The 19,928-nt window shown below is 66.2% G+C and carries 20 protein-coding genes; 14 read left to right on the top strand and 6 right to left on the bottom strand.

Translation table 11 applies throughout. The annotated features are described in order from the left end of the window. Positions 1-16: 16 nt before the first annotated feature. Together nadA and nadC are read left to right on the top strand one after the other, a co-directional pair. A complete protein-coding gene (gene nadA / locus AC3WLF_RS09305; RefSeq protein ID WP_492319662.1) occupies positions 17-1,171 on the top strand; it encodes a quinolinate synthase NadA in 1,155 nt (384 codons plus the stop codon). Next, entirely contained in the window at positions 1,168-2,031 is an 864-nt protein-coding gene (nadC, locus tag AC3WLF_RS09300; protein WP_492358113.1) for a carboxylating nicotinate-nucleotide diphosphorylase, read from the top strand. Before nadA ends, nadC begins: the two co-directional genes overlap by 4 nt. A gap of 73 nt (positions 2,032-2,104) precedes the next feature. Here the strand turns inward: nadC and nadB are convergent, their stop codons facing one another. The 4 genes from nadB to radC form a co-directional block, all read right to left on the bottom strand. After that, positions 2,105-3,697, bottom strand: coding sequence for an L-aspartate oxidase (nadB, locus tag AC3WLF_RS09295; RefSeq protein WP_010814981.1), 1,593 nt, complete (start codon positions 3,695-3,697; stop codon positions 2,105-2,107). A gap of 187 nt (positions 3,698-3,884) precedes the next feature. Then, on the bottom strand, positions 3,885-4,055 hold the full coding sequence (gene rpmG / locus AC3WLF_RS09290; RefSeq protein WP_010814980.1) for a 50S ribosomal protein L33: 171 nt from the start codon (positions 4,053-4,055) through the stop codon (positions 3,885-3,887). A 13-nt stretch (positions 4,056-4,068) separates the two neighbouring features. Beyond that, a complete protein-coding gene (gene rpmB / locus AC3WLF_RS09285) occupies positions 4,069-4,302 on the bottom strand; it encodes a 50S ribosomal protein L28 (protein WP_006575661.1) in 234 nt (77 codons plus the stop codon). A gap of 191 nt (positions 4,303-4,493) precedes the next feature. Next, positions 4,494-5,180, bottom strand: a complete 687-nt coding sequence (radC, locus tag AC3WLF_RS09280) for a RadC family protein (RefSeq protein ID WP_492351193.1) — start codon at positions 5,178-5,180, stop codon at positions 4,494-4,496. Positions 5,181-5,285: 105 nt separating this feature from the next. Here radC and AC3WLF_RS09275 point away from each other — a divergent pair, with 105 nt between their 5' ends. The 7 genes from AC3WLF_RS09275 (at position 5,286) to AC3WLF_RS09245 (ending at position 12,394) form a co-directional block, all read left to right on the top strand. Then, on the top strand, positions 5,286-5,774 hold the full coding sequence (locus AC3WLF_RS09275; RefSeq protein ID WP_010814978.1) for an FKBP-type peptidyl-prolyl cis-trans isomerase: 489 nt from the start codon (positions 5,286-5,288) through the stop codon (positions 5,772-5,774). Positions 5,775-5,813: 39 nt separating this feature from the next. Beyond that, the gene (gene ispH, locus AC3WLF_RS09270) at positions 5,814-6,779 is read left to right on the top strand and encodes a 4-hydroxy-3-methylbut-2-enyl diphosphate reductase (RefSeq protein WP_492319665.1); all 966 of its coding nucleotides are present in this window, start codon (positions 5,814-5,816) and stop codon (positions 6,777-6,779) included. 567 nt (positions 6,780-7,346) lie between these two features. Then, on the top strand, positions 7,347-8,549 hold the full coding sequence (locus AC3WLF_RS09265; RefSeq protein WP_492319666.1) for a branched-chain amino acid ABC transporter substrate-binding protein: 1,203 nt from the start codon (positions 7,347-7,349) through the stop codon (positions 8,547-8,549). A gap of 214 nt (positions 8,550-8,763) precedes the next feature. Further along, a complete protein-coding gene (locus AC3WLF_RS09260; RefSeq protein ID WP_492358112.1) occupies positions 8,764-9,699 on the top strand; it encodes a branched-chain amino acid ABC transporter permease in 936 nt (311 codons plus the stop codon). A gap of 13 nt (positions 9,700-9,712) precedes the next feature. Beyond that, complete coding sequence (locus AC3WLF_RS09255) at positions 9,713-10,870, top strand: ABC transporter permease subunit (RefSeq protein ID WP_010814974.1); 1,158 nt, start codon at positions 9,713-9,715, stop codon at positions 10,868-10,870. Positions 10,871-10,883: 13 nt separating this feature from the next. Then, positions 10,884-11,660 (top strand): ABC transporter ATP-binding protein, encoded by a 777-nt coding sequence (locus AC3WLF_RS09250; RefSeq protein ID WP_492319667.1) that lies wholly within the window; start codon positions 10,884-10,886, stop codon positions 11,658-11,660. 17 nt (positions 11,661-11,677) lie between these two features. Further along, entirely contained in the window at positions 11,678-12,394 is a 717-nt protein-coding gene (locus AC3WLF_RS09245) for an ABC transporter ATP-binding protein (RefSeq protein WP_492319668.1), read from the top strand. A gap of 226 nt (positions 12,395-12,620) precedes the next feature. Here the strand turns inward: AC3WLF_RS09245 and AC3WLF_RS09240 are convergent, their stop codons facing one another. Both AC3WLF_RS09240 and AC3WLF_RS09235 read right to left on the bottom strand, forming a co-directional pair. Further along, a complete protein-coding gene (locus AC3WLF_RS09240) occupies positions 12,621-13,808 on the bottom strand; it encodes an acetylornithine transaminase (protein WP_492356539.1) in 1,188 nt (395 codons plus the stop codon). Between the two features lie 279 nt (positions 13,809-14,087). After that, positions 14,088-15,146, bottom strand: a complete 1,059-nt coding sequence (locus AC3WLF_RS09235) for a CDP-6-deoxy-delta-3,4-glucoseen reductase (RefSeq protein WP_492358111.1) — start codon at positions 15,144-15,146, stop codon at positions 14,088-14,090. 9 nt (positions 15,147-15,155) lie between these two features. Between AC3WLF_RS09235 and AC3WLF_RS09230 the strand changes: the two genes are divergently transcribed. The 5 genes from AC3WLF_RS09230 to hutC all read left to right on the top strand — a co-directional run bounded on the left by AC3WLF_RS09230 (position 15,156) and on the right by hutC (position 19,892). Then, the gene (locus AC3WLF_RS09230) at positions 15,156-16,163 is read left to right on the top strand and encodes an NAD-dependent epimerase/dehydratase family protein (RefSeq protein ID WP_492319671.1); all 1,008 of its coding nucleotides are present in this window, start codon (positions 15,156-15,158) and stop codon (positions 16,161-16,163) included. A gap of 309 nt (positions 16,164-16,472) precedes the next feature. Then, positions 16,473-17,441 (top strand): ABC transporter substrate-binding protein, encoded by a 969-nt coding sequence (locus AC3WLF_RS09225; protein ID WP_492319672.1) that lies wholly within the window; start codon positions 16,473-16,475, stop codon positions 17,439-17,441. Positions 17,442-17,468: 27 nt separating this feature from the next. Then, positions 17,469-18,338, top strand: coding sequence for an ABC transporter permease (locus AC3WLF_RS09220; protein ID WP_010814967.1), 870 nt, complete (start codon positions 17,469-17,471; stop codon positions 18,336-18,338). Beyond that, positions 18,335-19,114: an ABC transporter ATP-binding protein gene (locus AC3WLF_RS09215; protein WP_010814966.1), complete on the top strand. Its 780-nt coding sequence runs from the start codon at positions 18,335-18,337 to the stop codon at positions 19,112-19,114. Before AC3WLF_RS09220 ends, AC3WLF_RS09215 begins: the two co-directional genes overlap by 4 nt. A gap of 16 nt (positions 19,115-19,130) precedes the next feature. Beyond that, positions 19,131-19,892 carry a histidine utilization transcriptional repressor HutC gene (hutC, locus tag AC3WLF_RS09210; RefSeq protein ID WP_492319673.1) on the top strand — a complete coding sequence of 254 codons (762 nt, stop codon included), beginning with the start codon at positions 19,131-19,133 and terminating at the stop codon, positions 19,890-19,892. Positions 19,893-19,928: the final 36 nt, after the last annotated feature.

Genomic DNA, 19,928 nt, shown 5'->3' with positions numbered 1-19,928 from the left:
TAGAGGAGTACCGGAGATGACCCCACAATCGATCAAGACCGTCGAGTTCGAAAAGCCGAACCTGGCGGATGCCGAAAACGCCACTGGCAGCAGCTGCGTGGCCCATGCCTGGGCCAAGGTGCCGCCGGTGCTGACGCCCGACGAGCGCCAGTCCCTGAAGATGCGTATTCGCCGCCTGCTCAAGGAGCGCAATGCGGTGCTGGTGGCGCACTATTACGTCGACGCCGACCTGCAGGACCTGGCCGAGGAAACCGGCGGCTGCGTCTCCGACTCCCTGGAAATGGCCCGCTTCGGCCGCGACCACGAGGCCCGGACCCTGGTGGTGGCGGGCGTGCGCTTCATGGGCGAGACCGCCAAGATCCTGAGCCCCGAGAAGACCGTGCTGATGCCGGACCTGGACGCGACCTGCTCGCTCGACCTGGGTTGCCCGGCCGATGAGTTCGCCGCCTTCTGCGATGCGCACCCGGACCGCACCGTGGTGGTCTACGCCAACACCAGCGCCGCCGTGAAGGCGCGCGCGGACTGGATGGTGACCTCCAGCATCGGCCTGAAGATCGTCGAGCACCTGCATGCGCAGGGCAAGAAGATCCTGTGGGCGCCGGACAAGCACCTGGGCAGCTATATCCAGAAGCAGACCGGTGCCGACATGCTGCTGTGGCAGGGCTCGTGCCTGGTGCACGACGAGTTCAAGGGCATCGAGCTGGACCTGCTGCGCCGCGAATTCCCCAACGCCAAGATCCTGGTGCACCCGGAATCGCCGGAAAACGTGGTGGCACAGGCCGACGTGGTCGGCTCGACCTCGCAGCTGATCGAGGCCGCACAGAAGCTGGACGCGACCGAGTTCATCGTCGCCACCGACAACGGCATCCTGCACAAGATGCGCATGGCGGCGCCCGGCAAGCACTTCATTGAAGCGCCCACGGCCGGCAACAGCGCGACCTGCAAGAGCTGCGCGCACTGCCCGTGGATGGCCATGAACGCGCTCACCAACCTGGCCGAGGTGCTGGAAACCGGCCGCAACGAGATCCATGTCGACCCGGTGATCGGGCGCCAGGCGGTGACCTGCATCAACCGCATGCTGGACTTCGCCGCCGCGCAGAAGCGCAATGTGCGTCCGTCGGCAGACCTGGCCAAGGAACAGGCGCTGTTCCAGGGGATTGGCCCGGCATGAGCGTGAATTCGATTTTCGACAGCTACGGCCCGGCGCTGCAGGCAGCGCTGCAAGCCAATGTGCAGGCCGCCATTGACGAGGATGTCGGCAGCGGCGACCTGACCGGCCTGCTGGTGCCTGCGGCCAAGGCGGCACGCGCGCGCGTGATCGTGCGCGAGTCCGCAGTGCTGTGCGGCCAGCCGTGGTTCGATGCCTGCATGCGTGCGGTCGACCCGGCGCTGGAAGTGCACTGGCTGCAGCAGGAAGGTGCCCGCATGGCGCCCGATTCGGTGGTCTGCGAGATCACCGGCCCGGCGCGCTCGCTGCTGACGGCGGAGCGCCCGTCCCTGAATTTCCTGCAACTGCTGTCGGGCGTGGCCACCGCCACGCGCCGCTATACCGACCTCATCGCCGGCACCCGCGCGCGCGTGCTGGACACGCGCAAGACGTTGCCGGGCCTGCGCCTGGCGCAGAAGTACGCGGTCCGCATCGGCGGCGGCGAGAACCAGCGGCTGGCGCTGTACGACGGCATCCTGATCAAGGAAAACCATATCGCGGCGGCTGGCAGCATCAGCGCGGCCATGCAGGCGGCGCTGGCGCTCGATACCAGGGCGTCGGTGCAGATCGAGGTGGAAACGCTGGCCGAACTGGAAGAAGCGCTTGCGGCCGGTGCGAAGTCGGTGCTGATCGATAACTTCACCGTGCCGATGATGCAGGATGCGGTCAGGATCAACCGGGGCAGGGCGCTGCTGGAGGTGTCGGGCGGCGTCAATGCCGATACTATCCGCACCTTTGCCGAAACCGGCGTGGACCGGATCTCGGTTGGTGTGCTGACCAAGGACGTGCGGGCGACGGACTATTCGCTGCGGATCATCGGCTGACGCTTCGCGCGATACCAGCAAAACGGGGTGGGGCCTTGCGGCCCCACCCCGTTTTGTTTTGCCTGGCCAGCCGTCAGCGCTTCCTTGTGGCTGGCGGCTGAATCACCGTCGGCAGCGCCTTGGGCAGGGTATCCGGATAGTCCCGGCTGAAGTGCAGGCCCCGGCTTTCATGGCGCGAGTAGGCGCTGTCCACGATCAGCGAGGCCACTTCGACCAGGTTGCGCAGCTCCAGCAGGTCGCTGGTGACGCGGAAGTTGGCGTAGTACTCGGCGATTTCCTCGCGCAGCAGGCCGATGCGGTGCTGAGCGCGCTCCAGCCGCTTGCTGGTGCGCACGATGCCGACGTAGTTCCACATCATGCGGCGCAGCTCGTCCCAGTTGTGCGACACCACCACTTCCTCGTCGGCATCGGAGACGCGGCTTTCATCCCAGGCCGGCAGCGTGATGTCAGGCAGGCCGGCCTTGTCCTTGGAAGCGATGTCCTCGGCCGCGGCGCGGCCGATCACCATGCATTCGAGCAGCGAGTTGGAGGCCAGCCGGTTGGCGCCATGCAGGCCGGTGCAGGCGGTTTCGCCCACCGCGTACAGATTGCCGATATCGGTGCGCCCGGAGGTGTCGGTGACCACGCCGCCGCAGGTGTAGTGGGCGGCCGGCACCACGGGAATCGGCTCGCGCGTGATGTCGATGCCGAGCTCCAGGCAGCGCGCGTGGATGGTCGGGAAGTGTTCTTTCAGGAAGGATTCGGGCTGGTGGCTGATGTCCAGGTAGACGCAGTCCAGGCCGCGCTTCTTCATCTCGAAGTCGATCGCGCGCGCCACCACGTCGCGCGGGGCCAGTTCGGCGCGCGCATCGTGTTCGGGCATGAAGCGGGTGCCATCGGGCAGCTTGAGCAGGCCGCCTTCGCCGCGCACCGCTTCGGAGATCAGGAAGGACTTGGCGTAGGGGTGGTACAGGCAGGTCGGGTGGAACTGGATGAACTCCATGTTCGAAACCCGGCAGCCCGCGCGCCAGGCCATGGCGATGCCGTCGCCGGTGGCCGTATCCGGGTTGGTGGTGTACAGGTAGACCTTGCCGGCACCGCCCGCGGCCAGCACGGTGTGCGTGGCGGTGAGGGTGCGCACCGCGCCGGTGCTGTCGTCCAGTACGTACAGGCCGTAGCAGCGGTTGCCCGGCAGCCCCAGCTTGCGCGAGGTGATCAGGTCGATCGCGAAGTGGTCTTCCAGGATGGTGATGTTCGGGTGCTGCATGGCCTGCTGCAGCAGCGTGCTGACCACGGCATGGCCGGTGGCGTCGGCGGCGTGGATGATGCGCCGGCGGCTGTGGCCGCCTTCGCGCGTCAGGTGGAAGCCCAGTTCGGCCTGCTCGTCGCGCGTGAACGGCACGCCGCGGTCGATCAGCCACTGGATGGCCTCGCGCCCATGCTCCACGATGAAGCGCGTGGCCTCTTCGTCGCACAACCCCGCACCGGCGACGAGCGTGTCCTGCGTATGCTCGTCATGGCTGTCGCCGGAATCCAGCACGGCGGCAATACCGCCCTGCGCCCAGTCGCTGGCGCCCTGGGTCATGGCGCGCTTGCTGAGGATGGCCACCCGGTGGGTGTCGGCCAGTTGCAGCGCGACCGTAAGGCCGGCCAGGCCGCTGCCGACGATGGCGACGTCGAAATTCATGGTGCGGAGTGCGCTGGGGGGCGCCAGGCAAAAAGGAGGAAACGGGAAAGTCTACACCTGAAGCGCCATCCCGCGCATCAGCGCGTCGCGTGGGGGTGGGCGCTTATCGCCGCGCGGGCCTGCGCGGCGCGCAGGCAACAAAAAGCCCCGCGGCATGGCGGGGCTTTCTGGCGGGAACCGGGATCAATTACTTGATCTTGGTTTCCTTGTAAGCGACGTGCTTGCGGGCGACGGGATCGAACTTCATGATCTCCATCTTTTCCGGCATGGTGCGCTTGTTCTTGGTGGTCGTGTAGAAATGACCCGTACCTGCGGTCGATTCCAGCTTGATCTTGTCGCGGCCGCCCTTGCTTGCCATGATGTGCTCCTAATTAGACTTCGCCGCGTGCGCGCAGGTCGGCGAGCACGGAGTCGATGCCTTTCTTGTCGATCAGGCGCAGGCCGGCGTTCGAGACGCGCAGGCTCACCCAGCGGTTTTCGGATTCAACGAAGAAACGACGATTCTGCAGGTTGGGCAGAAAACGGCGCTTGGTCTTGTTGTTTGCGTGGGAAACGTTGTTGCCGACCATCGGCGCTTTCCCGGTCACTTGACAGACGCGTGCCATGAAGCACTCCTAAATCTTCTATTCGTGGACAATGTTCGCAACAGATCAACAAAAGGCGCGCGGGCCCGGACTGCAGCGGTTGAGACTTCAGCAAAACGGGCATTATAGACCGGATTCCCTCGCCGAATCAATGCCTTCTGTGCTTTGGCGTTATCCGGTGTTGCTGCGCTGTATATGCCGTGGCGTTGGCGTCACAGCCCGGGCAGGCGGTCGCAGCAGTCGGCCAGCGAGCGGATTTCCTGGCCGGCCACGATGAAATGGTCGAGCAGCCGCACGTCGATCAGATCGAGGGTGCGCGCCAGTTCGTGGGTCAGGCGGATGTCGCTCTGGCTCGGCGCGGTGGTGCCGCGCGGGTGGTTGTGCGCGACGATGATGCCGGCCGCATTATGCACCAGGGCCTGGCGCGCCACCTCGCGCGGGTAGACGGCGGTGCGCGTCAGCGTGCCGCGGAACAGTTCTTCACTGGCCACCATGCGGTTGCGCGGATCCAGGAACAGGCACAGGAAGACCTCGTGCGGCAGCGGCGCCAGCGTCAGGCGCAGGTAGTTGCGCACCGCCGCCGGGCCGTCGAAGCCGGTGGGCAGGCGCAGCGATTCAGCCAGCGCGCGCCGGGCCAGCTCCGGAATGGCCTGCAGCTGGGCATACTTGGTTTCGCCCATGCCCCGGACGCTTGTCAGTGCGCGCCCCTCGGCCGCGAACAGGGCTGTCAGCGAGCCGAAGCGGTGCAACAGCTCGCGTGCGAGGTCCACGGCACTTTTTCCGGCAGCGCCCACGCGCAGCAGGATGGCCAGCAGCTCGGCGTCGGACAGGGCGGCGGCGCCGCTTTCCATCAGTTTCTCGCGGGGCCGCTCGCAGGCGGGCCAGTTGGCAATGGTCATGAGCACTCCAGGGTAGTCACGCCGTGATGAGGGTGAGGCCGGGCCCGGGGCGGCGGGCAATGGGCCAGTCGAATACAATACGGGTTGTTGACCGGTTGATCACCCATGAATTTGCAAACTTTCGCGTCGGAAACCGACGGCGGCACGGCTGGCCGCAAGACTGTCCAGGCCGACTCTTTCCTGACCCTGCACTACAGCATCGCGCTCGAGAACGGCACCGAGGTCGTCAGCACGTTCGAGGAGAAGCCCGCCACGCTGCTGCTCGGCCAGGGCCAGTTCGCGCCGACGCTGGAGCAGGCGCTGCTCGGCATGCCCGAAGGCGAGCGCATGACCTACCGGCTGGCGCCGGAGCAGGCCTTTGGCCCGCGCAACCCCGAGCTGCTGCAGTGGGTGTCGCTGGCCACGCTGCGCGAGAACAGTTCCTTCGAAGAGGACTACAGCCCGGGCGACCTGGTTGAGTTCAACGCGCCCGGCGGCGGCAAGTACGCGGGTGTGCTCAAGGAGTTCGGCGAGACCGCCGCGCTCTTTGACTTCAACCATCCGCTGGCCGGGCAGACCATCCTGTTCGACGTGCAGCTGATCGGCATTCTCTGAGCGCGCCGCACGTGTGCCGAACCATCCTGATACCGCAGCATGCCTGACCTGACCCCCGCACCCGACGCAGAAATCCTGATGGCGCAGCCGCGCGGCTTCTGCGCCGGCGTGGATCGTGCCATCGAGATCGTCGAGCGTGCGCTCGAGCGCTTCGGCGCGCCCATCTACGTGCGCCACGAGATCGTTCACAACGCCTATGTGGTGGCCGACCTGCGCCGCAAGGGCGCGGTGTTCGTGCGCGAGCTCGACGAGGTGCCCGCGGGCGCCACCGTCATCTTCAGCGCCCATGGCGTGTCGCGCGAAGTGCGTGCCGACGCCGCCGCGCGCGGGCTGCACGTGTTCGATGCCACCTGCCCGCTGGTGACCAAGGTGCATGTCGAGGTGAGCAAGATGCGCGCCGAGGGCTGCGAGATCGTGATGATCGGGCATCGCGGCCATCCGGAAGTGGAGGGCACCATGGGCCAGGCCAGCAGCGGCATGCTGCTGGTGGAGTCGGTGGCCGACGTCGCCACGCTGCAGGTTGCCGACCCGTCGCGGCTGGCCTACGTGACCCAGACCACGCTGTCGGTGGATGAGACCCGCGAGATCGTGGCCGCGCTCAAGGCGCGCTTCGCGCAAATCCGCGAGCCCAAGAAGCAGGACATCTGCTATGCCACGCAGAACCGCCAGGACGCGGTGAAGTTCATGGCGCCGCAGGTGGAGGTGGTGATCGTGGTGGGCAGCCCCAACAGCTCCAATTCCAACCGCCTGCGCGAGCTGGCCGAGCGCCTGGGCGTGCCGGCCTATATGGTGGACGCCCCCGAGCAGGTGCGCCCCGAATGGATCGCCGGCAAGCGCCGCATCGGCCTGACCGCCGGGGCTTCGGCGCCCGAGGCGCTGGCCCAGTCCATCGTCGAGCGCCTGCGTGAGCTTGGCGCGCGCCAGGTGCGCCCGCTTGACGGCATCGAAGAGAACATGGCCTTCCCGCTGCCGCGCGGGCTGCTGCCGGCCAGCGCCGCCGCCTGATCCGGTGCGGGCCGTGCCCGCCTGCCAGCCCCGCCTTGAACAAGGGCGCCGCTTGATGCGGCGCCCTTTGTCTTTGGTACGCCCGATTTGCAGCCGGCCGGCGCGAATAATGCACGGCGATGGTGCAGGTAATACATGGCTGTCCTGCGGATCAGACAAATCAGGGTAATCCCCCGGTTTGGGGTTTTCCCTATTATGGTGCGGCGCTACATTCTGCACATTAGAGAACGGTGCAGCTGAATTTAAATGAAACACCTAATTAATAAAGGCGCATTATAGGTGGTGCCGGCGATGCTTATCCGCCCCATCGGGCGGCGCAGGCACGATTCTTGTAAGTAGGTGAGGCGGCCGCGTCATGTGAGCGGGAATTGCCGCAATCTGTGCATTGGGGAAATTCCCTAGCTCATTTGACCGGTAAATGGTTAAGGATGTTGCGTCGCGTATTGCATCGACTAAGAAAGGGGATACAATGCGCGCGTTTCAAATTGAAACTAAACAAAGGCGGTCCAGGGAAACGTCCGGGAGGCGTTGAAAATCCCTGTCTTCGTGAATCCTAGGAGATCACTCATGCAAATCACGTTTGCCAAGATTCTGCCGATTGCGGCCGCAGTGGCGCTGGTAGCAGCTTGCGGCAAGAAGGAAGAGAAGCCGGCTGATGCGGCGCCTTCGGCGCCGGCGGCAGCCGCTCCTGCAGCGGGCGGCGGTGAAGTCGTCGTCAAGATCGGCCACGCGGCCCCGCTGACCGGCGGCATCGCGCACCTTGGCAAGGACAACGAAAACGGCGCCCGCCTGGCCGTGGAAGAAGTCAACAAGACCGGCCTGGAGATCGGTGGCAAGAAGATCAAGCTGGAACTGATCGGCGAAGACGATGCCGCTGACCCCAAGACCGGCACCTCCGTGGCGCAGAAACTGGTCGACGCCAAGGTCGTGGCAGTGGTCGGCCACCTGAACTCGGGCGTGTCGATCCCGGCCTCGAAGATCTACAGCGACGCCGGCATCGTGCAGATCTCGCCGTCGTCGACCAACCCGGACTACACCAAGCAGGGCTTCAAGACCACCTACCGCGTGGTCGCCACCGATGCCCAGCAAGGCCCGGCACTGGCCAACTACGCCGCCAAGACCCTGCATGCCAAGAGCGTGGCCATCGTCGACGATGCCACCGCCTACGGCAAGGGCCTGGCCGACGAGTTCGAGAAGACCGCGAAGGCGGCCGGCGTGAACGTGGTGGCGCGTGAAGCCACCAACGACAAGGCCACCGACTTCAAGGCCATTCTGACCAAGATCAAGGGCAAGAAGCCTGACGTCATCATGTACGGCGGCATGGACGCCACCGGCGGCCCGTTCGCCAAGCAGGCCAAGGAACTTGGCATCGGCGCCAAGATCGTCGGCGGCGACGGCGTCTGTACCGACAAGGTGGCTGAACTGGCCGGCGATGCCGTGTCGAACATCATCTGCTCGGAAGCAGGCCTGGCCCTGTCGAAGATGGAGACCGGCGCCGAGTTCAACAAGCGCTACCAGGCTCGCTTCAACGCCCCGGTGCAGATCTACGCACCGTTCACGTATGACGCCGTGATGGTCGTGGTCGACTCCATGAAGCGCGCCAACTCGACCGAGCCGGCTGCCATCCTGGCCGAAATGCCCAAGACCAATTACAAGGGCGTGATCGGCAATATCGCCTTCGACGAGAAGGGCGACATGAAGGAAGGCACCATCACGCTGTACGAGTACAAGGACAAGAAGAAGTCCGTCCTCGACGTCGTGAAGATGTAATCTGGGCTTACCGGCCCATCCGAACGGCACCGTGAGTATTTTGCGGTGCCGTTCTTTTTAGCCTCGCCTAATGTAGAAGCATCCTTACCATGGATGGAGCAGGGCAGGTCGCTTACCAGCAAACCAACCACCGCAACGTTACCCATTACACACCATGGTCCCCCCCCGGCATCCACACCATGCCGCAAGGTCCGGGACTGAAGCAGGAGTTTTCATGGATATCTTTATCCAGCAGATCGTGAACGGTCTGGTGCTCGGCAGCATCTATGCGCTGATCGCACTGGGCTACACCATGGTCTACGGTATTCTCGGCATCATCAACTTCGCCCACGGCGATGTGCTGATGATCGGCGCGCTGACCGCCCTGTCAGCCATCCTCGGATTGCAGAAGTTCGCCCCCGGCCTGCCTGAATGGCTGACGCTGGTGATCGCCACGCTGGTCGCGATGCCGGTCTGCGCGATCCTGTCCTATTCGATCGAGCGGATCGCCTACCGGCCCTTGCGCAATGCGCCACGGCTGGCCCCGCTGATCACCGCCATCGGCGTCTCCATCATCCTGCAGACGATGGGCATGCTGATCTGGTCGCGCAACCCGCTGACCTTCCCGCAGCTGCTGCCGTCTGAGCCGATCGACATCGGCACGACCGGCGCCACCATCACCGGCAAGGAAATGGTCATCATCGGCATGGCCGTGATGGTGATGTCCGGCCTGCTGGCCCTGGTCAACCGCACCAAGCTCGGCCGCGCCATGCGCGCCACCGCCGAGAACCAGAAGGTGGCCGGCCTGATGGGCGTGAACCCCAATTTCGTCATTTCCGCCACCTTCATGATCGGCGCCACGCTGGCCGCGCTGGCCGGCGTGATGATGGCCACCAACTACGGCAATGCCCACTTCTACATGGGCTTCATCCCCGGCCTGAAGGCGTTTACCGCCGCAGTGCTGGGCGGCATCGGCAACCTGGCTGGCGCCATGGTCGGCGGCATGCTGCTGGGCCTGATCGAAGCGCTCGGCGCCGGCTATATCGGCGACCTGACCAACGGCGTCTTCGGTTCGAACTACCAGGACGTCTTTGCCTTTATCGTGCTGATCACCGTGCTCGTCTTCCGTCCGTCCGGCGTCATGGGCGAACGCGTGGCGGATCGCGCCTGAGGAGAGCGAATCCATGAATACTCCGATTCCATCCACGGCAGCCGTCGCGGCGCCCACCAAGGTGCCGGCCAAGACCCTGGCCGCACTGATTGGCTTCCTGGTGATCGCCCTGTGCGCACCGTTCTTCGTCCAGACCCTGGGCGGCAACTACTGGGTCCGCGTGCTGGACTTCGCGCTGCTGTACATCATGCTGGCGCTGGGCCTGAACATCGTGGTGGGCTTTGCCGGCCTGCTTGACCTGGGCTATATCGCGTTCTACGCGGTCGGCGCCTACCTGATGGCGCTGCTGGGCTCGCCCCACCTGGCGAACCAGTTCGAGTGGATCCAGCAACTGTTCCCCACCGGCATCCACCTGTCGATGTGGTTCGTGTTGCCGATCGCGATCCTGGTAGCCGCCACTTTCGGCGTGCTGCTCGGGGCGCCAACGCTGAAGCTGCGCGGCGACTACCTCGCCATCGTGACGCTGGGCTTCGGCGAGATCGTCCGCATCTTCATGAACAACCTTGACCGCCCGGTCAACATCACCAACGGGCCCAAGGGCATCACCGCGGTGGACCCGGTCCATATCTTCGGCTTCGACTTCTCGAAGTCGCACGAGATCTTCGGACTCAAGTTCACGCCGGTGTTCATGTACTACTACCTGCTGGTGTTCCTGGTCATCGTGATCGTGTTCGTGAGCCTGCGGCTGCAGACCTCGCGTATCGGCCGCGCTTTCGTGGCCATCCGCGAAGACGAGATCGCCGCCAAGGCAATGGGCATCAACACCCGCAACATCAAGCTGCTGGCCTTCGCCATGGGCGCTTCGTTCGGCGGCGCCTCGGGCGCGGTGTTCGGCGCATTCCAGGGCTTCGTGTCGCCGGAATCGTTCACGCTGTGGGAATCGATCTACGTGCTGGCCATCGTGGTGCTCGGCGGCATGGGCCATATCCCGGGCGTGATCCTGGGCGGCGTCCTGCTGGTGGGCTTCCAGGAGTTGCTGCGCGTGGTGGCGGAGCCGATGCAGACCGGCTTGTTCGGCCATGTCATCGTCGATGCCGAAGTGCTGCGCCAGCTGCTGTTCGGCCTGGCCCTGGTCGGCGTCATGCTGTATCGCCCGGCAGGCATCTGGCCGTCGCCGCGCAAGGAAGACCGCCCGGTGGTGCGCCGTGCGGGCAGCGTGGGCCGTTTCTGACCAGGAGGACAACATGAGCAACAACGATTTCCTCCTGTCGGTACAGGGGGTCAACAAGCGTTTCGGCGGCCTGCAGGCACTGTCCGAGGTGGGCCTGCAGATCAAGCCGGGCGAGATCTACGGGCTGATCGGCCCCAACGGCGCCGGCAAGACCACCTTCTTCAACGTGATCACCGGCCTGTACACGCCGGATTCAGGCGAGTTCGTGCTGGGCGGCAAGCCCTACCAGCCGACCGCCGTGCATGAGGTGGCCAAGGCCGGCATCGCGCGCACGTTCCAGAACATCCGCCTGTTCGGCGAGATGACCGCGCTCGAGAACGTGATGGTGGGGCGCCACGTGCGCTCCAAGGCCGGCGTGTTCGGGGCGATCTTCCGCCCGCCCGCGGTGCGCCGCGAGGAAGAGGGCATCGAGGACATGGCGCACGACCTGCTCGACTATGTCGGCATCGGCAAGTACGCCAACTTCACCGCGCGCAACCTCTCCTACGGCCACCAGCGCCGGCTCGAGATCGCGCGGGCGCTGGCGACCGAGCCCAAGCTGCTGGCGCTGGACGAACCGGCCGCGGGCATGAATGCGACCGAGAAGGTGGAGCTGCGCGGACTGCTCGACAAGATCCGCAACGATGGCAAGACCATCCTGCTGATCGAGCACGACGTGAAGCTGGTGATGGGCCTGTGCAACCGCATGACGGTGCTGGACTACGGCAAGGTGATTGCCCAGGGCCTGCCGCACGAAGTGCAGAACAACCCCGCGGTGATCGAGGCCTACCTCGGCGCATCGGCACACTGATGGCCGGAGGACAAGCAATGACACAGACAGTACTGAAGATCTCCGGCCTCAAGGTCGCGTACGGCGGCATCCAGGCCGTCAAGGGCATCGACCTGGAAATCCGGGACGGCGAGCTGGTGACGCTGATCGGCGCCAACGGCGCCGGCAAGACCACCACCATGAAGGCCATCACCGGCCTGCAGGGCTGGGCCAGCGGCGACGTGGAATACATGGGCAAGTCGATCAAGGGCGTGCCCAGCTACGCGCTGCTTAAGCAGGGCCTGGCGATGGTGCCGGAAGGCCGCGGCGTGTTCGCGCGCATGACCATCACCGAGAACCTGCAGATGGGCGCCTACACGCGCAACGACGACGCCGGCATCAAGGCCGACGTCGAGCGCATGTTCGGCATCTTCCCGCGCCTGAAGGAACGCGCCAACCAGCTGGCGGGCACCATGTCCGGTGGCGAGCAGCAGATGCTGGCAATGGCGCGCGCGCTGATGAGCCAGCCCAAGGTGCTGCTGCTGGACGAGCCATCGATGGGCCTGTCGCCGATCATGGTCGAGAAGATCTTCGAGGTCGTGCGCGACATCTCGGGCCAGGGCGTGACCGTGCTGCTGGTGGAGCAGAACGCGCGCCTGGCGCTGCAGGCTGCCCACCGCGGCTATGTGATGGAGTCGGGCCTGATCACCATGAGCGGGGACGCCAAGCAGATGCTCGACGATCCCAAGGTGCGGGCCGCCTACCTGGGCGAGTAAGGCGCGCGCTGCCGCCTCCCACCCCGCCGCAAGAGGGGTGAGGGAGAGGGCAGGCGCACGCAGGCGCAAGGCCTTTCCCCTTGCTGCGGGGCCCCGCGCAACGCCTGCTCAGGCTGGCGTGCGCGGGTTCTGCGGCGCTGGCTCTCTCCCTCACTCCTTTGCGGCACCACAAAGAAAAAAGCCTCGCGCGAGCGAGGCTTTTTTTCCGTCTGGCGAATGAGCAGGCTCAGGCCAGCTTCTTCAGCAGCGTGCGCAGCATGCCGATCATCTGGTCGATCTCTTCGCGCGTCACGTTCAGCGCCGGCATGAAGCGCAGCAAATTGGCGCGCGGCGCGTTCAGCAGCAGGCCTTGCGGTGCCATGTCGCGGGCTTCTTCCACCAGTTGCGGGCCGATGTCCTTGCCCAGCATCAGCGCGCGCAGCAGGCCGTTGCCGCGTTCGCCGGCCAGGCCGAACTCGGCGGACAGCGCCAGCAGCTGTTCCCTCAGGTATTCGCCCTTGGCCTTGACGTCGTCGAGGAAGCCCGGCGCGGTCAGCTGCTCGATCACGGCGCTGCCCACCGCGGTCATCAGCGGGTTGCCGTTGTAAGTGCCGCCCTGGTCGCCGGCCTCGAAGCTGGCGACCTCGGCCTTGCACAGCAGCGCCGACAGCGGCACGCCGCCGCCGATGCCCTTGCCCAGCGTCATGATGTCCGGCTCCACGCCCGCCAGCTCGTAGGCGAACAGGGTGCCGCAGCGGCCGCAGCCGGTCTGCACTTCATCGACGATCAGCAGCAGCCTGTGCTTGTCGGCCAGCGCGCGCAGGCCCTGCATGAACTCCCGCGTGGCGGGGATCACGCCGCCTTCGCCCTGCACCGGTTCCAGCATGATGCCGACGGTATTGTCGGTGATCAGCTTCTCCACCGAGGCCAGGTCGTTGAGATCGGCGCGCGGGAAGCCCGGCACCTGCGGCGCGAAGATGGTGTCCCAGCCGGCCTTGCCCGACGCGCTCATGGTGGCGAGCGTGCGGCCATGGAAGCTGTGGTCCATGGTGATGATCTCGAAGGCGCCGTCCTTGTGCTTGCGGCCCCATTTGCGCGCCAGCTTGATCGCGCCTTCGTTGGCCTCGGCGCCGCTGTTGGCGAAGAAGACCTTGTCGAAGCAGCTGTGGTCGGTCAGCTGCCGGGCCAGCTTGAGCATCGGCTCGTTGTAGAAGGCCGGGCTCGGGTTGATCAGCCGGTGCGACTGGGCCACCAGCGCGTCGATCATGCCCTGGTTGGAATGGCCCAGGCAGTTCACTGCCCAGCCCTGCACGAAGTCCAGGTATCGCTTGCCGTTGTGATCCGTCAGCCAGGAGCCCTTGCCCTCGGTGAACACGAGCTCGGGCCGGTTGGTGATGTACATCAGGGATTGGACGGGATACTCAGCAAATGCCATGGCGGACTCCAGGGGTCGGCTTTAAACGATGGACGGACGGGCGTAACAACCGGGACAAAAACAAAAAGCCACGGGGGTTGCCCGTGGCTCGTTGACATGAACAGACGCAGTCGACGGTCAGCCGCGCGGCACCCCAGCGGGGAGCGACGTACGGAAGCTGCGGCGTCGGTTGAAGGTCATGTGCATGCGGGCAAATATAAGGCGCATGCGCCCGGGTGTCAAAACGAATTTTGGCTGGCCCGGGCATTGTTGCGCTGAGGGAACGGCTCTCGGGCGGCCTCAGGCCGCGGGAGTGGCCGGGTGCATGTCGGCCTCGGAGGTGAACGAGTCGGCGAAGAACGCGTCCTCGTGCAGCTTGCACTGGCGGGTGAAGTCGCCGCGCGCGGCATTGATCATCACCGGGGCGCCGCAGGCATAGACCTCGTGGCCCGACAGGTCGGGATGGTCGGCGATCACGGCCTGGTGGACAAAGCCGGTGCGGCCCTGCCAGTTGTCTTCAGGCAGCGCGTCGGAGATCACCGGCACGTAGCGGAAGTTGGGCAGCTCGCGCGCCCACTGCTCGCACAGCGCGTGCATGTACAGGTCCTTGGGCCGGCGGCCGCCCCAGTACAGGGTCATCGGGCGCTGGATGCCGGTGTAGGCGGCGTGCTCGACGATGGCCTTGATCGGCGCGAAGCCGGTGCCGGAAGCCAGCAGGATGATCGGGGCCTCGGACTTCTCGCGCAGGAAGAAGCTGCCCAGCGGGCCCTCGAAGCGCAGGATGTCGCGCTCCTTCATGGCCGGCTGGCCTTCCCTGGCGCCGAAGACATAGTCGGTGAAGGCGCCGCCGGGCATATGGCGGATATGCAGTTCGATCGGGCCGTCTGCATGCGGCGGCGTGGCGATCGAATAGCTGCGGCGCTTGCCGTCGCGCAGCAGGAATTCCACGTACTGGCCGGCCAGGTACTGCATGCGCTCGGTCGCCGGCAGCTGCAGCTTGATGGCGATCACGTCGTCGGCCAGGCGCTCGATCGCGGTCACGCGGCACGGCACCTTCTTGATCGGGATGTCGCCCGCGCCGTGGACTTCGCGGCACTCGATGGTGACGTCCGAGGCGGCGTTGGCGCAGCAGAACAGGGCGCGGCCCTCGGTCTTCTCCTGCGCGGTCAGTGCCGCCGGGGCGTGGTCGCCCTGCACGATGGTGCCTTCGAGCACGCGGCCCTTGCACGAGCCGCAGGCGCCGTTCTTGCAGCCGTAGGGCAGCCCGATGCTGTGGCGCAGGGCCGCGCCGAGGATGGTTTCGTCCGCTGCCACTTCAAACTTGTGGCCGCTGGGCATGACGGTTACTTGATAAGCCATAATCGGTCTATGAGCCAAATTCTGTCGAAGCTGCAGCCCTCGCGCCTCCCACAAGTCCCGCGGCTGCCGGCGCCTTCGCGCCGGCTGGGCCGCCCGCGCCTGTTGATCGTCGGCTGCGGGGATGTGGGGACGCGCTGCCTGCGAATCCTGTCGTCGCGCATGCGTGTCTTTGCCGTGACTTCACAGCCGGCGCGCCGCGCTGAACTGCGCGCCGCCGGCGCGGTGCCGCTGGTGGCGGACCTGGACCGGCCGGCCACGCTGGCACGGCTGCACGGGCTGGCCACGCAGGTGCTGGACCTGGCGCCGCCGCCCGGGCAGGGCGAAGGCGATCCGCGCACGCGTGCCTTGCTCGCCGCCTTGCGCCGGGCGGCCTGGCGCAAGGCCAGGACGTCGGCCGGCATGCTTCCCGGCGAGCCCGCCATTCTACCCGACCGGGGCAGGCCCCGCGCTGCGTTTGTCTACGCCAGCACGTCGGGCGTGTACGGCGACCGGCAGGGCGCCCGGGTCTCGGAATTCCACGCCGTGCGGCCCCAGACCGCCCGCGCGCGCCGCCGCGTGGCCGCCGAGCAGGCAGTGCGCGGCTTCGGCCGCGATGCCGGCTGGCGTGCCAGCATCGTGCGCATCCCCGGCATTTATGCCAAAGACCGCCTGCCGCTGGCGCGCCTGCACCGCGGCACGCCCGCGCTGGTGCCGCAGGACGATGTCTACACCAGCCATATCCATGCCGACGACCTGGCGCGCACCATGGTCGCGGCGCTGTTCCGCGGCCGCGCGCAGCGCGTGGTCCATGCCAGCGACGACACCGAGCTGCGCATGGCCGACTACTTCGACCTGGTCGCCGACCGCCGCGGCCTGCCGCGCCCGCCGCGCATCACGCGCGGGCAGGCGCATGAAGTGATCGACAAGACGCTGCTGAGCTTCATGAGCGAATCGCGCCGCCTCGACAACCGCCGCCTGAAACGCGAGCTGCGCCTGCGCCTGCGTTACCCCACCGTCACCTCCTTCTTCGACACCTGACCGCCTTGCCGGCGCGCCCCAGTGCGCCTGGCACGGGGTTTGCTGCGCCTTTGCGTCGTTTTATTCCTGTCTATACAGCAGCACTTCCATGGCCCCGGCCTGGTGCCGGCACCGCAATCCGTGAACCGGGGTGGTGCGAGGCCTGTTGAGGAGTCCGCTCTGGAAAGCGCCTTTCAAGGTCTTTATCCGCCTGGTTGCTTGGTGGAAGCCCTACGTTGACTTGTATATACAGGTACTGTTTAATGTCCGAAAACGAGCGCGGCCGCACGCATGGCCTGCCGTCGACGGACACACCAAAGGAGCGTACAGATGAGGAATCACAGCAGGATTCGCGGTCGGATGGCAGTGCAGGCCGCGGTGCTGGTTGCGGCATTGGGGGCTGGTGCGGCCCAGGCGCAGAACACCCAGGTCACGCTGGGCATGAGCGGCTGGACCGGTTTCGCGCCGCTGACGCTGGCCGACAAGGCCGGCATCTTCAAGAAGCACGGCGTGGACGTCGACATCAAGATGATCCCGCAGAAGGACCGCCACCTGGCGCTGGCCTCGGGCGCAATCCAGTGCGCGGCCACCACGGTGGAAACGCATGTGGCCTGGAACGCCAACGGCGTGCCCATCACCCAGATCGTGCAGCTCGACAAGTCCTACGGCGCCGACGGCCTGGCCGTGCGCAGCGACGTCAAGACCTTTGCCGACCTGAAGGGCAAGACCATCGGCGTCGATGCGCCGGGCACCGCGCCGTATTTCGGCCTGGCCTGGATGCTGAAGAAGAACGGCATGACGCTCAAGGACGTCAAGACCACCACGCTGTCGCCGCAGGCGGCCGCGCAGGCCTTCGTGGCCGGCCAGAACGACGGCGCCATGACCTATGAGCCGTACCTGTCGACGGTGCGCCAGAACCCGGACAAGGGCAAGATCCTGGCGACCACGCTCGACTACCCGATGGTGACCGACACGCTGGGCTGCGCGCCGAAGTGGCTTAAAGAGAATCCCAAGGCCGCGCAGGCGCTGGTCGACAGCTACTTCGAGGCCCTGGAGATGATCCAGAAGGAGCCGGCCAAGGCCAACGACATCATGGGCGCTGCGGTCAAGCAGACCGGCGAGCAGTTCGCCAAGTCCTCCGCCTACCTGCGCTGGCAGGACCGCGAGGCCAACCGCAAGTTCTTTGCCGGCGAGCTCGCCAGCTTCAGCAAGGAAGCAGCGGCGGTGCTGCTGGAAATCGGCGTGATCCGCCAGGTGCCGGACGTGACGGCGCTGTATGACGCGCGTTTCCTCAAGTAACCGACAGTCTTCAGGAGGCGTGACGTCATGACGCAAGCCAGACTTGGAACACCCGCCCCGGCCGCTGCCGCGGCGGTCCCTGCCGCAGCGGCGGCGCCGGTGCGCCGGCGCCACCCGTGGCTGGCCCCGCTGGTGCCGGTGGCGCCCAACACGCGCTGGATGCTGGGCCTGTCCTTCTTCGTGCTGTTCTTCGGCATCTGGGCCGTGGTAACGCTGGGCGGCTTCGTGCCGCGCACGTTCCTGGCCGACCCGATGACGATGGCCAAAGAGGGCTTCATCCTGTTCACCGAGCACAACTTCATCGGCGACATCGGCATGACCGTGTGGCGCGTGGTCGGCGGCTTCGTGCTGGCCGCGGTGCTGGCGGTGCCGCTGGGCATCTTCATGGGCGCGTACAAGGCGGCCGAGGCGTTCTTCGAGCCCTTCGTGTCGTTCTGCCGCTACCTGCCCGCGTCGGCCTTTATCCCGCTGCTGATCCTGTGGGCCGGCATCGGCGAGACCCAGAAGCTGCTGGTGATCTTCATCGGCTCGTTCTTCCAGATCGTGCTGATGGTGGCGGTCGCCGTCGGCGGCGCGCGCAAGGACCTGGTGGAGGCGGCCTACACGCTGGGCGCCAACAGCGCCGGCATCGTGCGGCGCGTGCTGATCCCCGGCGCCGCGCCCGAGATCGCCGAGATCCTGCGGCTGGTGCTGGGCTGGGCCTGGACCTACGTGATCGTGGCCGAGCTGATCGGCTCGTCGTCGGGCATCGGGCACATGATCACCGACAGCCAGGCGCTGCTCAATACCGGGCAGATCATCTTCGGCATCATCGTGATCGGCTGCATCGGCCTGGTCTCGGACCTTGTCTTCAAGCGCGCCAACCAGCGCCTGTTCCCGTGGAGTTCGATCCAATGAGCGCACTGTCCATCCAGCAGGTCTCGCGCACCTTCTCCAACCCGCGCGGCGGCCAGACCCTGGCGCTGCAGCCGGTCGACTTCGAGGTCCGCGACAATGACTTCGTCACCATCCTCGGGCCTTCGGGCTGCGGCAAGTCCACGCTGCTGCGCATCGTCGCGGGGCTGGATACACCCTCCAGCGGCCGCGTGCTGCTCGACGGCCAGCCGGTGTCCGCCCCCGGCGCGGACCGCGGCATGGTATTCCAGTCGTACACACTGTTCCCGTGGCTGACGATCGAGCAGAACGTGCGCTTCGGCTTGCGCGAGCGCGGCATGAGCGCGGCCGAGCAGAAGGAGCGCAGCGACTTCTTTATCCAGCGCGTGGGACTGCGCGGCTTCGAGCACCATTTCCCCAAGCAGCTGTCGGGCGGCATGCAGCAGCGCACCGCGATTGCGCGCGCGCTGGCCAACGATCCCAAGATCCTGCTGCTCGACGAACCGTTCGGCGCGCTCGACAACCAGACCCGGGTGCTGATGCAGGAGTTGCTGCTGGGAATATGGGAGGCGTCGCGCAAGACGGTATTATTCGTGACCCATGATATCGACGAGGCCATTTTCATGGCCAACCGGGTGGCGGTGTTTTCTGCCAGGCCGGGTCGGATCAAAAGCGAGATCGCGGTGGATTTCCCGCATCCGCGCCATTACACCGTCAAGACCACTCCGGAGTTCTCCGCGCTCAAGGCGCGGCTGACCGAGGAGATCCGCGCCGAGGCCATGGCCTCGGCCGAGCACTAGGCATCCAACCAACGCCATGAACCACGCCGCCGGCACCGCTTCTTCCGCTTCTGCCTCTCCCACCGCGCTCTACCAGCAGGTGAAGGAGTACATCGCCCGCCAGATCCAGAGCGGCGCGTGGCAGCCGGGCGACCGGGTGCCGTCGGAGCAGGAGCTGGTGAACCGCTTCAGCGTCTCGCGCATGACCGTCAACCGGGCGCTGCGCGAGCTGCAGGAGCAGGGCCGGGTGGTGCGGGTGGCCGGCGTGGGCACCTTCGTGGCGGAGCACAAGCCGCAGTCGACGCTGCTGTCCGTGGTCAACCTGCAGGACGAGATCCGCATGCGCGGCCATGACTATGCCTGCGACGTGATCCTGGTTGAGCGCGTCTCGGCCTCGATCGAGGTGGCCGCCGCGCTGGAGCTGCGCACCGGCGAATCGGTGTACCACTCGGTCTGCGTGCATCGCGAGGACGGCGTGCCGGTGCAGCTGGAGGACCGCTATGTCAACCCGCGCGTGGCGCCGGACTTCATCGGCCAGGATTTCAGCGAGACCCAGCCCGGCGAATACCTGCTGCGCCATGTGCCCTACGATCAGGTAGAGCACGTGGTCGATGCCATTGCCGCCACGCCGGAGCAGGCCGCGCAACTGGAAATGCCGGCCACGCAACCTTGCCTGATGCTGACGCGCCGCACCTGGACCAACGGCGTGCCGGTGACTTTCGTGCGCTGCCTGCATCCGGGCAACCGCTACCGCCTCGGCAGCCGCTTCCGCGCCGACGGCAACCCCGCTTTCGGCTGAATCACAAGATCCGGCCGCACGGTCCAACTTTTACTC

This window comes from Cupriavidus sp. FW306-01-F10A (assembly GCF_058782785.1).
This window is presented reverse-complemented; position numbering and strand designations above follow the sequence as displayed.

Coding starts and splice junctions, on each gene's coding strand:
- nadA (WP_492319662.1), top strand. CDS start 17: ATGACCCCACAATCGATCAAGACCGTCGAGTTCGAAAAGCCGAACCTG.
- nadC (WP_492358113.1), top strand. CDS start 1,168: ATGAGCGTGAATTCGATTTTCGACAGCTACGGCCCGGCGCTGCAGGCA.
- nadB (WP_010814981.1), bottom strand. CDS start 3,697: ATGAATTTCGACGTCGCCATCGTCGGCAGCGGCCTGGCCGGCCTTACG.
- rpmG (WP_010814980.1), bottom strand. CDS start 4,055: ATGGCAAGCAAGGGCGGCCGCGACAAGATCAAGCTGGAATCGACCGCA.
- rpmB (WP_006575661.1), bottom strand. CDS start 4,302: ATGGCACGCGTCTGTCAAGTGACCGGGAAAGCGCCGATGGTCGGCAAC.
- radC (WP_492351193.1), bottom strand. CDS start 5,180: ATGACCATTGCCAACTGGCCCGCCTGCGAGCGGCCCCGCGAGAAACTG.
- AC3WLF_RS09275 (WP_010814978.1), top strand. CDS start 5,286: ATGAATTTGCAAACTTTCGCGTCGGAAACCGACGGCGGCACGGCTGGC.
- ispH (WP_492319665.1), top strand. CDS start 5,814: ATGCCTGACCTGACCCCCGCACCCGACGCAGAAATCCTGATGGCGCAG.
- AC3WLF_RS09265 (WP_492319666.1), top strand. CDS start 7,347: ATGCAAATCACGTTTGCCAAGATTCTGCCGATTGCGGCCGCAGTGGCG.
- AC3WLF_RS09260 (WP_492358112.1), top strand. CDS start 8,764: ATGGATATCTTTATCCAGCAGATCGTGAACGGTCTGGTGCTCGGCAGC.
- AC3WLF_RS09255 (WP_010814974.1), top strand. CDS start 9,713: ATGAATACTCCGATTCCATCCACGGCAGCCGTCGCGGCGCCCACCAAG.
- AC3WLF_RS09250 (WP_492319667.1), top strand. CDS start 10,884: ATGAGCAACAACGATTTCCTCCTGTCGGTACAGGGGGTCAACAAGCGT.
- AC3WLF_RS09245 (WP_492319668.1), top strand. CDS start 11,678: ATGACACAGACAGTACTGAAGATCTCCGGCCTCAAGGTCGCGTACGGC.
- AC3WLF_RS09240 (WP_492356539.1), bottom strand. CDS start 13,808: ATGGCATTTGCTGAGTATCCCGTCCAATCCCTGATGTACATCACCAAC.
- AC3WLF_RS09235 (WP_492358111.1), bottom strand. CDS start 15,146: ATGGCTTATCAAGTAACCGTCATGCCCAGCGGCCACAAGTTTGAAGTG.
- AC3WLF_RS09230 (WP_492319671.1), top strand. CDS start 15,156: ATGAGCCAAATTCTGTCGAAGCTGCAGCCCTCGCGCCTCCCACAAGTC.
- AC3WLF_RS09225 (WP_492319672.1), top strand. CDS start 16,473: ATGAGGAATCACAGCAGGATTCGCGGTCGGATGGCAGTGCAGGCCGCG.
- AC3WLF_RS09220 (WP_010814967.1), top strand. CDS start 17,469: ATGACGCAAGCCAGACTTGGAACACCCGCCCCGGCCGCTGCCGCGGCG.
- AC3WLF_RS09215 (WP_010814966.1), top strand. CDS start 18,335: ATGAGCGCACTGTCCATCCAGCAGGTCTCGCGCACCTTCTCCAACCCG.
- hutC (WP_492319673.1), top strand. CDS start 19,131: ATGAACCACGCCGCCGGCACCGCTTCTTCCGCTTCTGCCTCTCCCACC.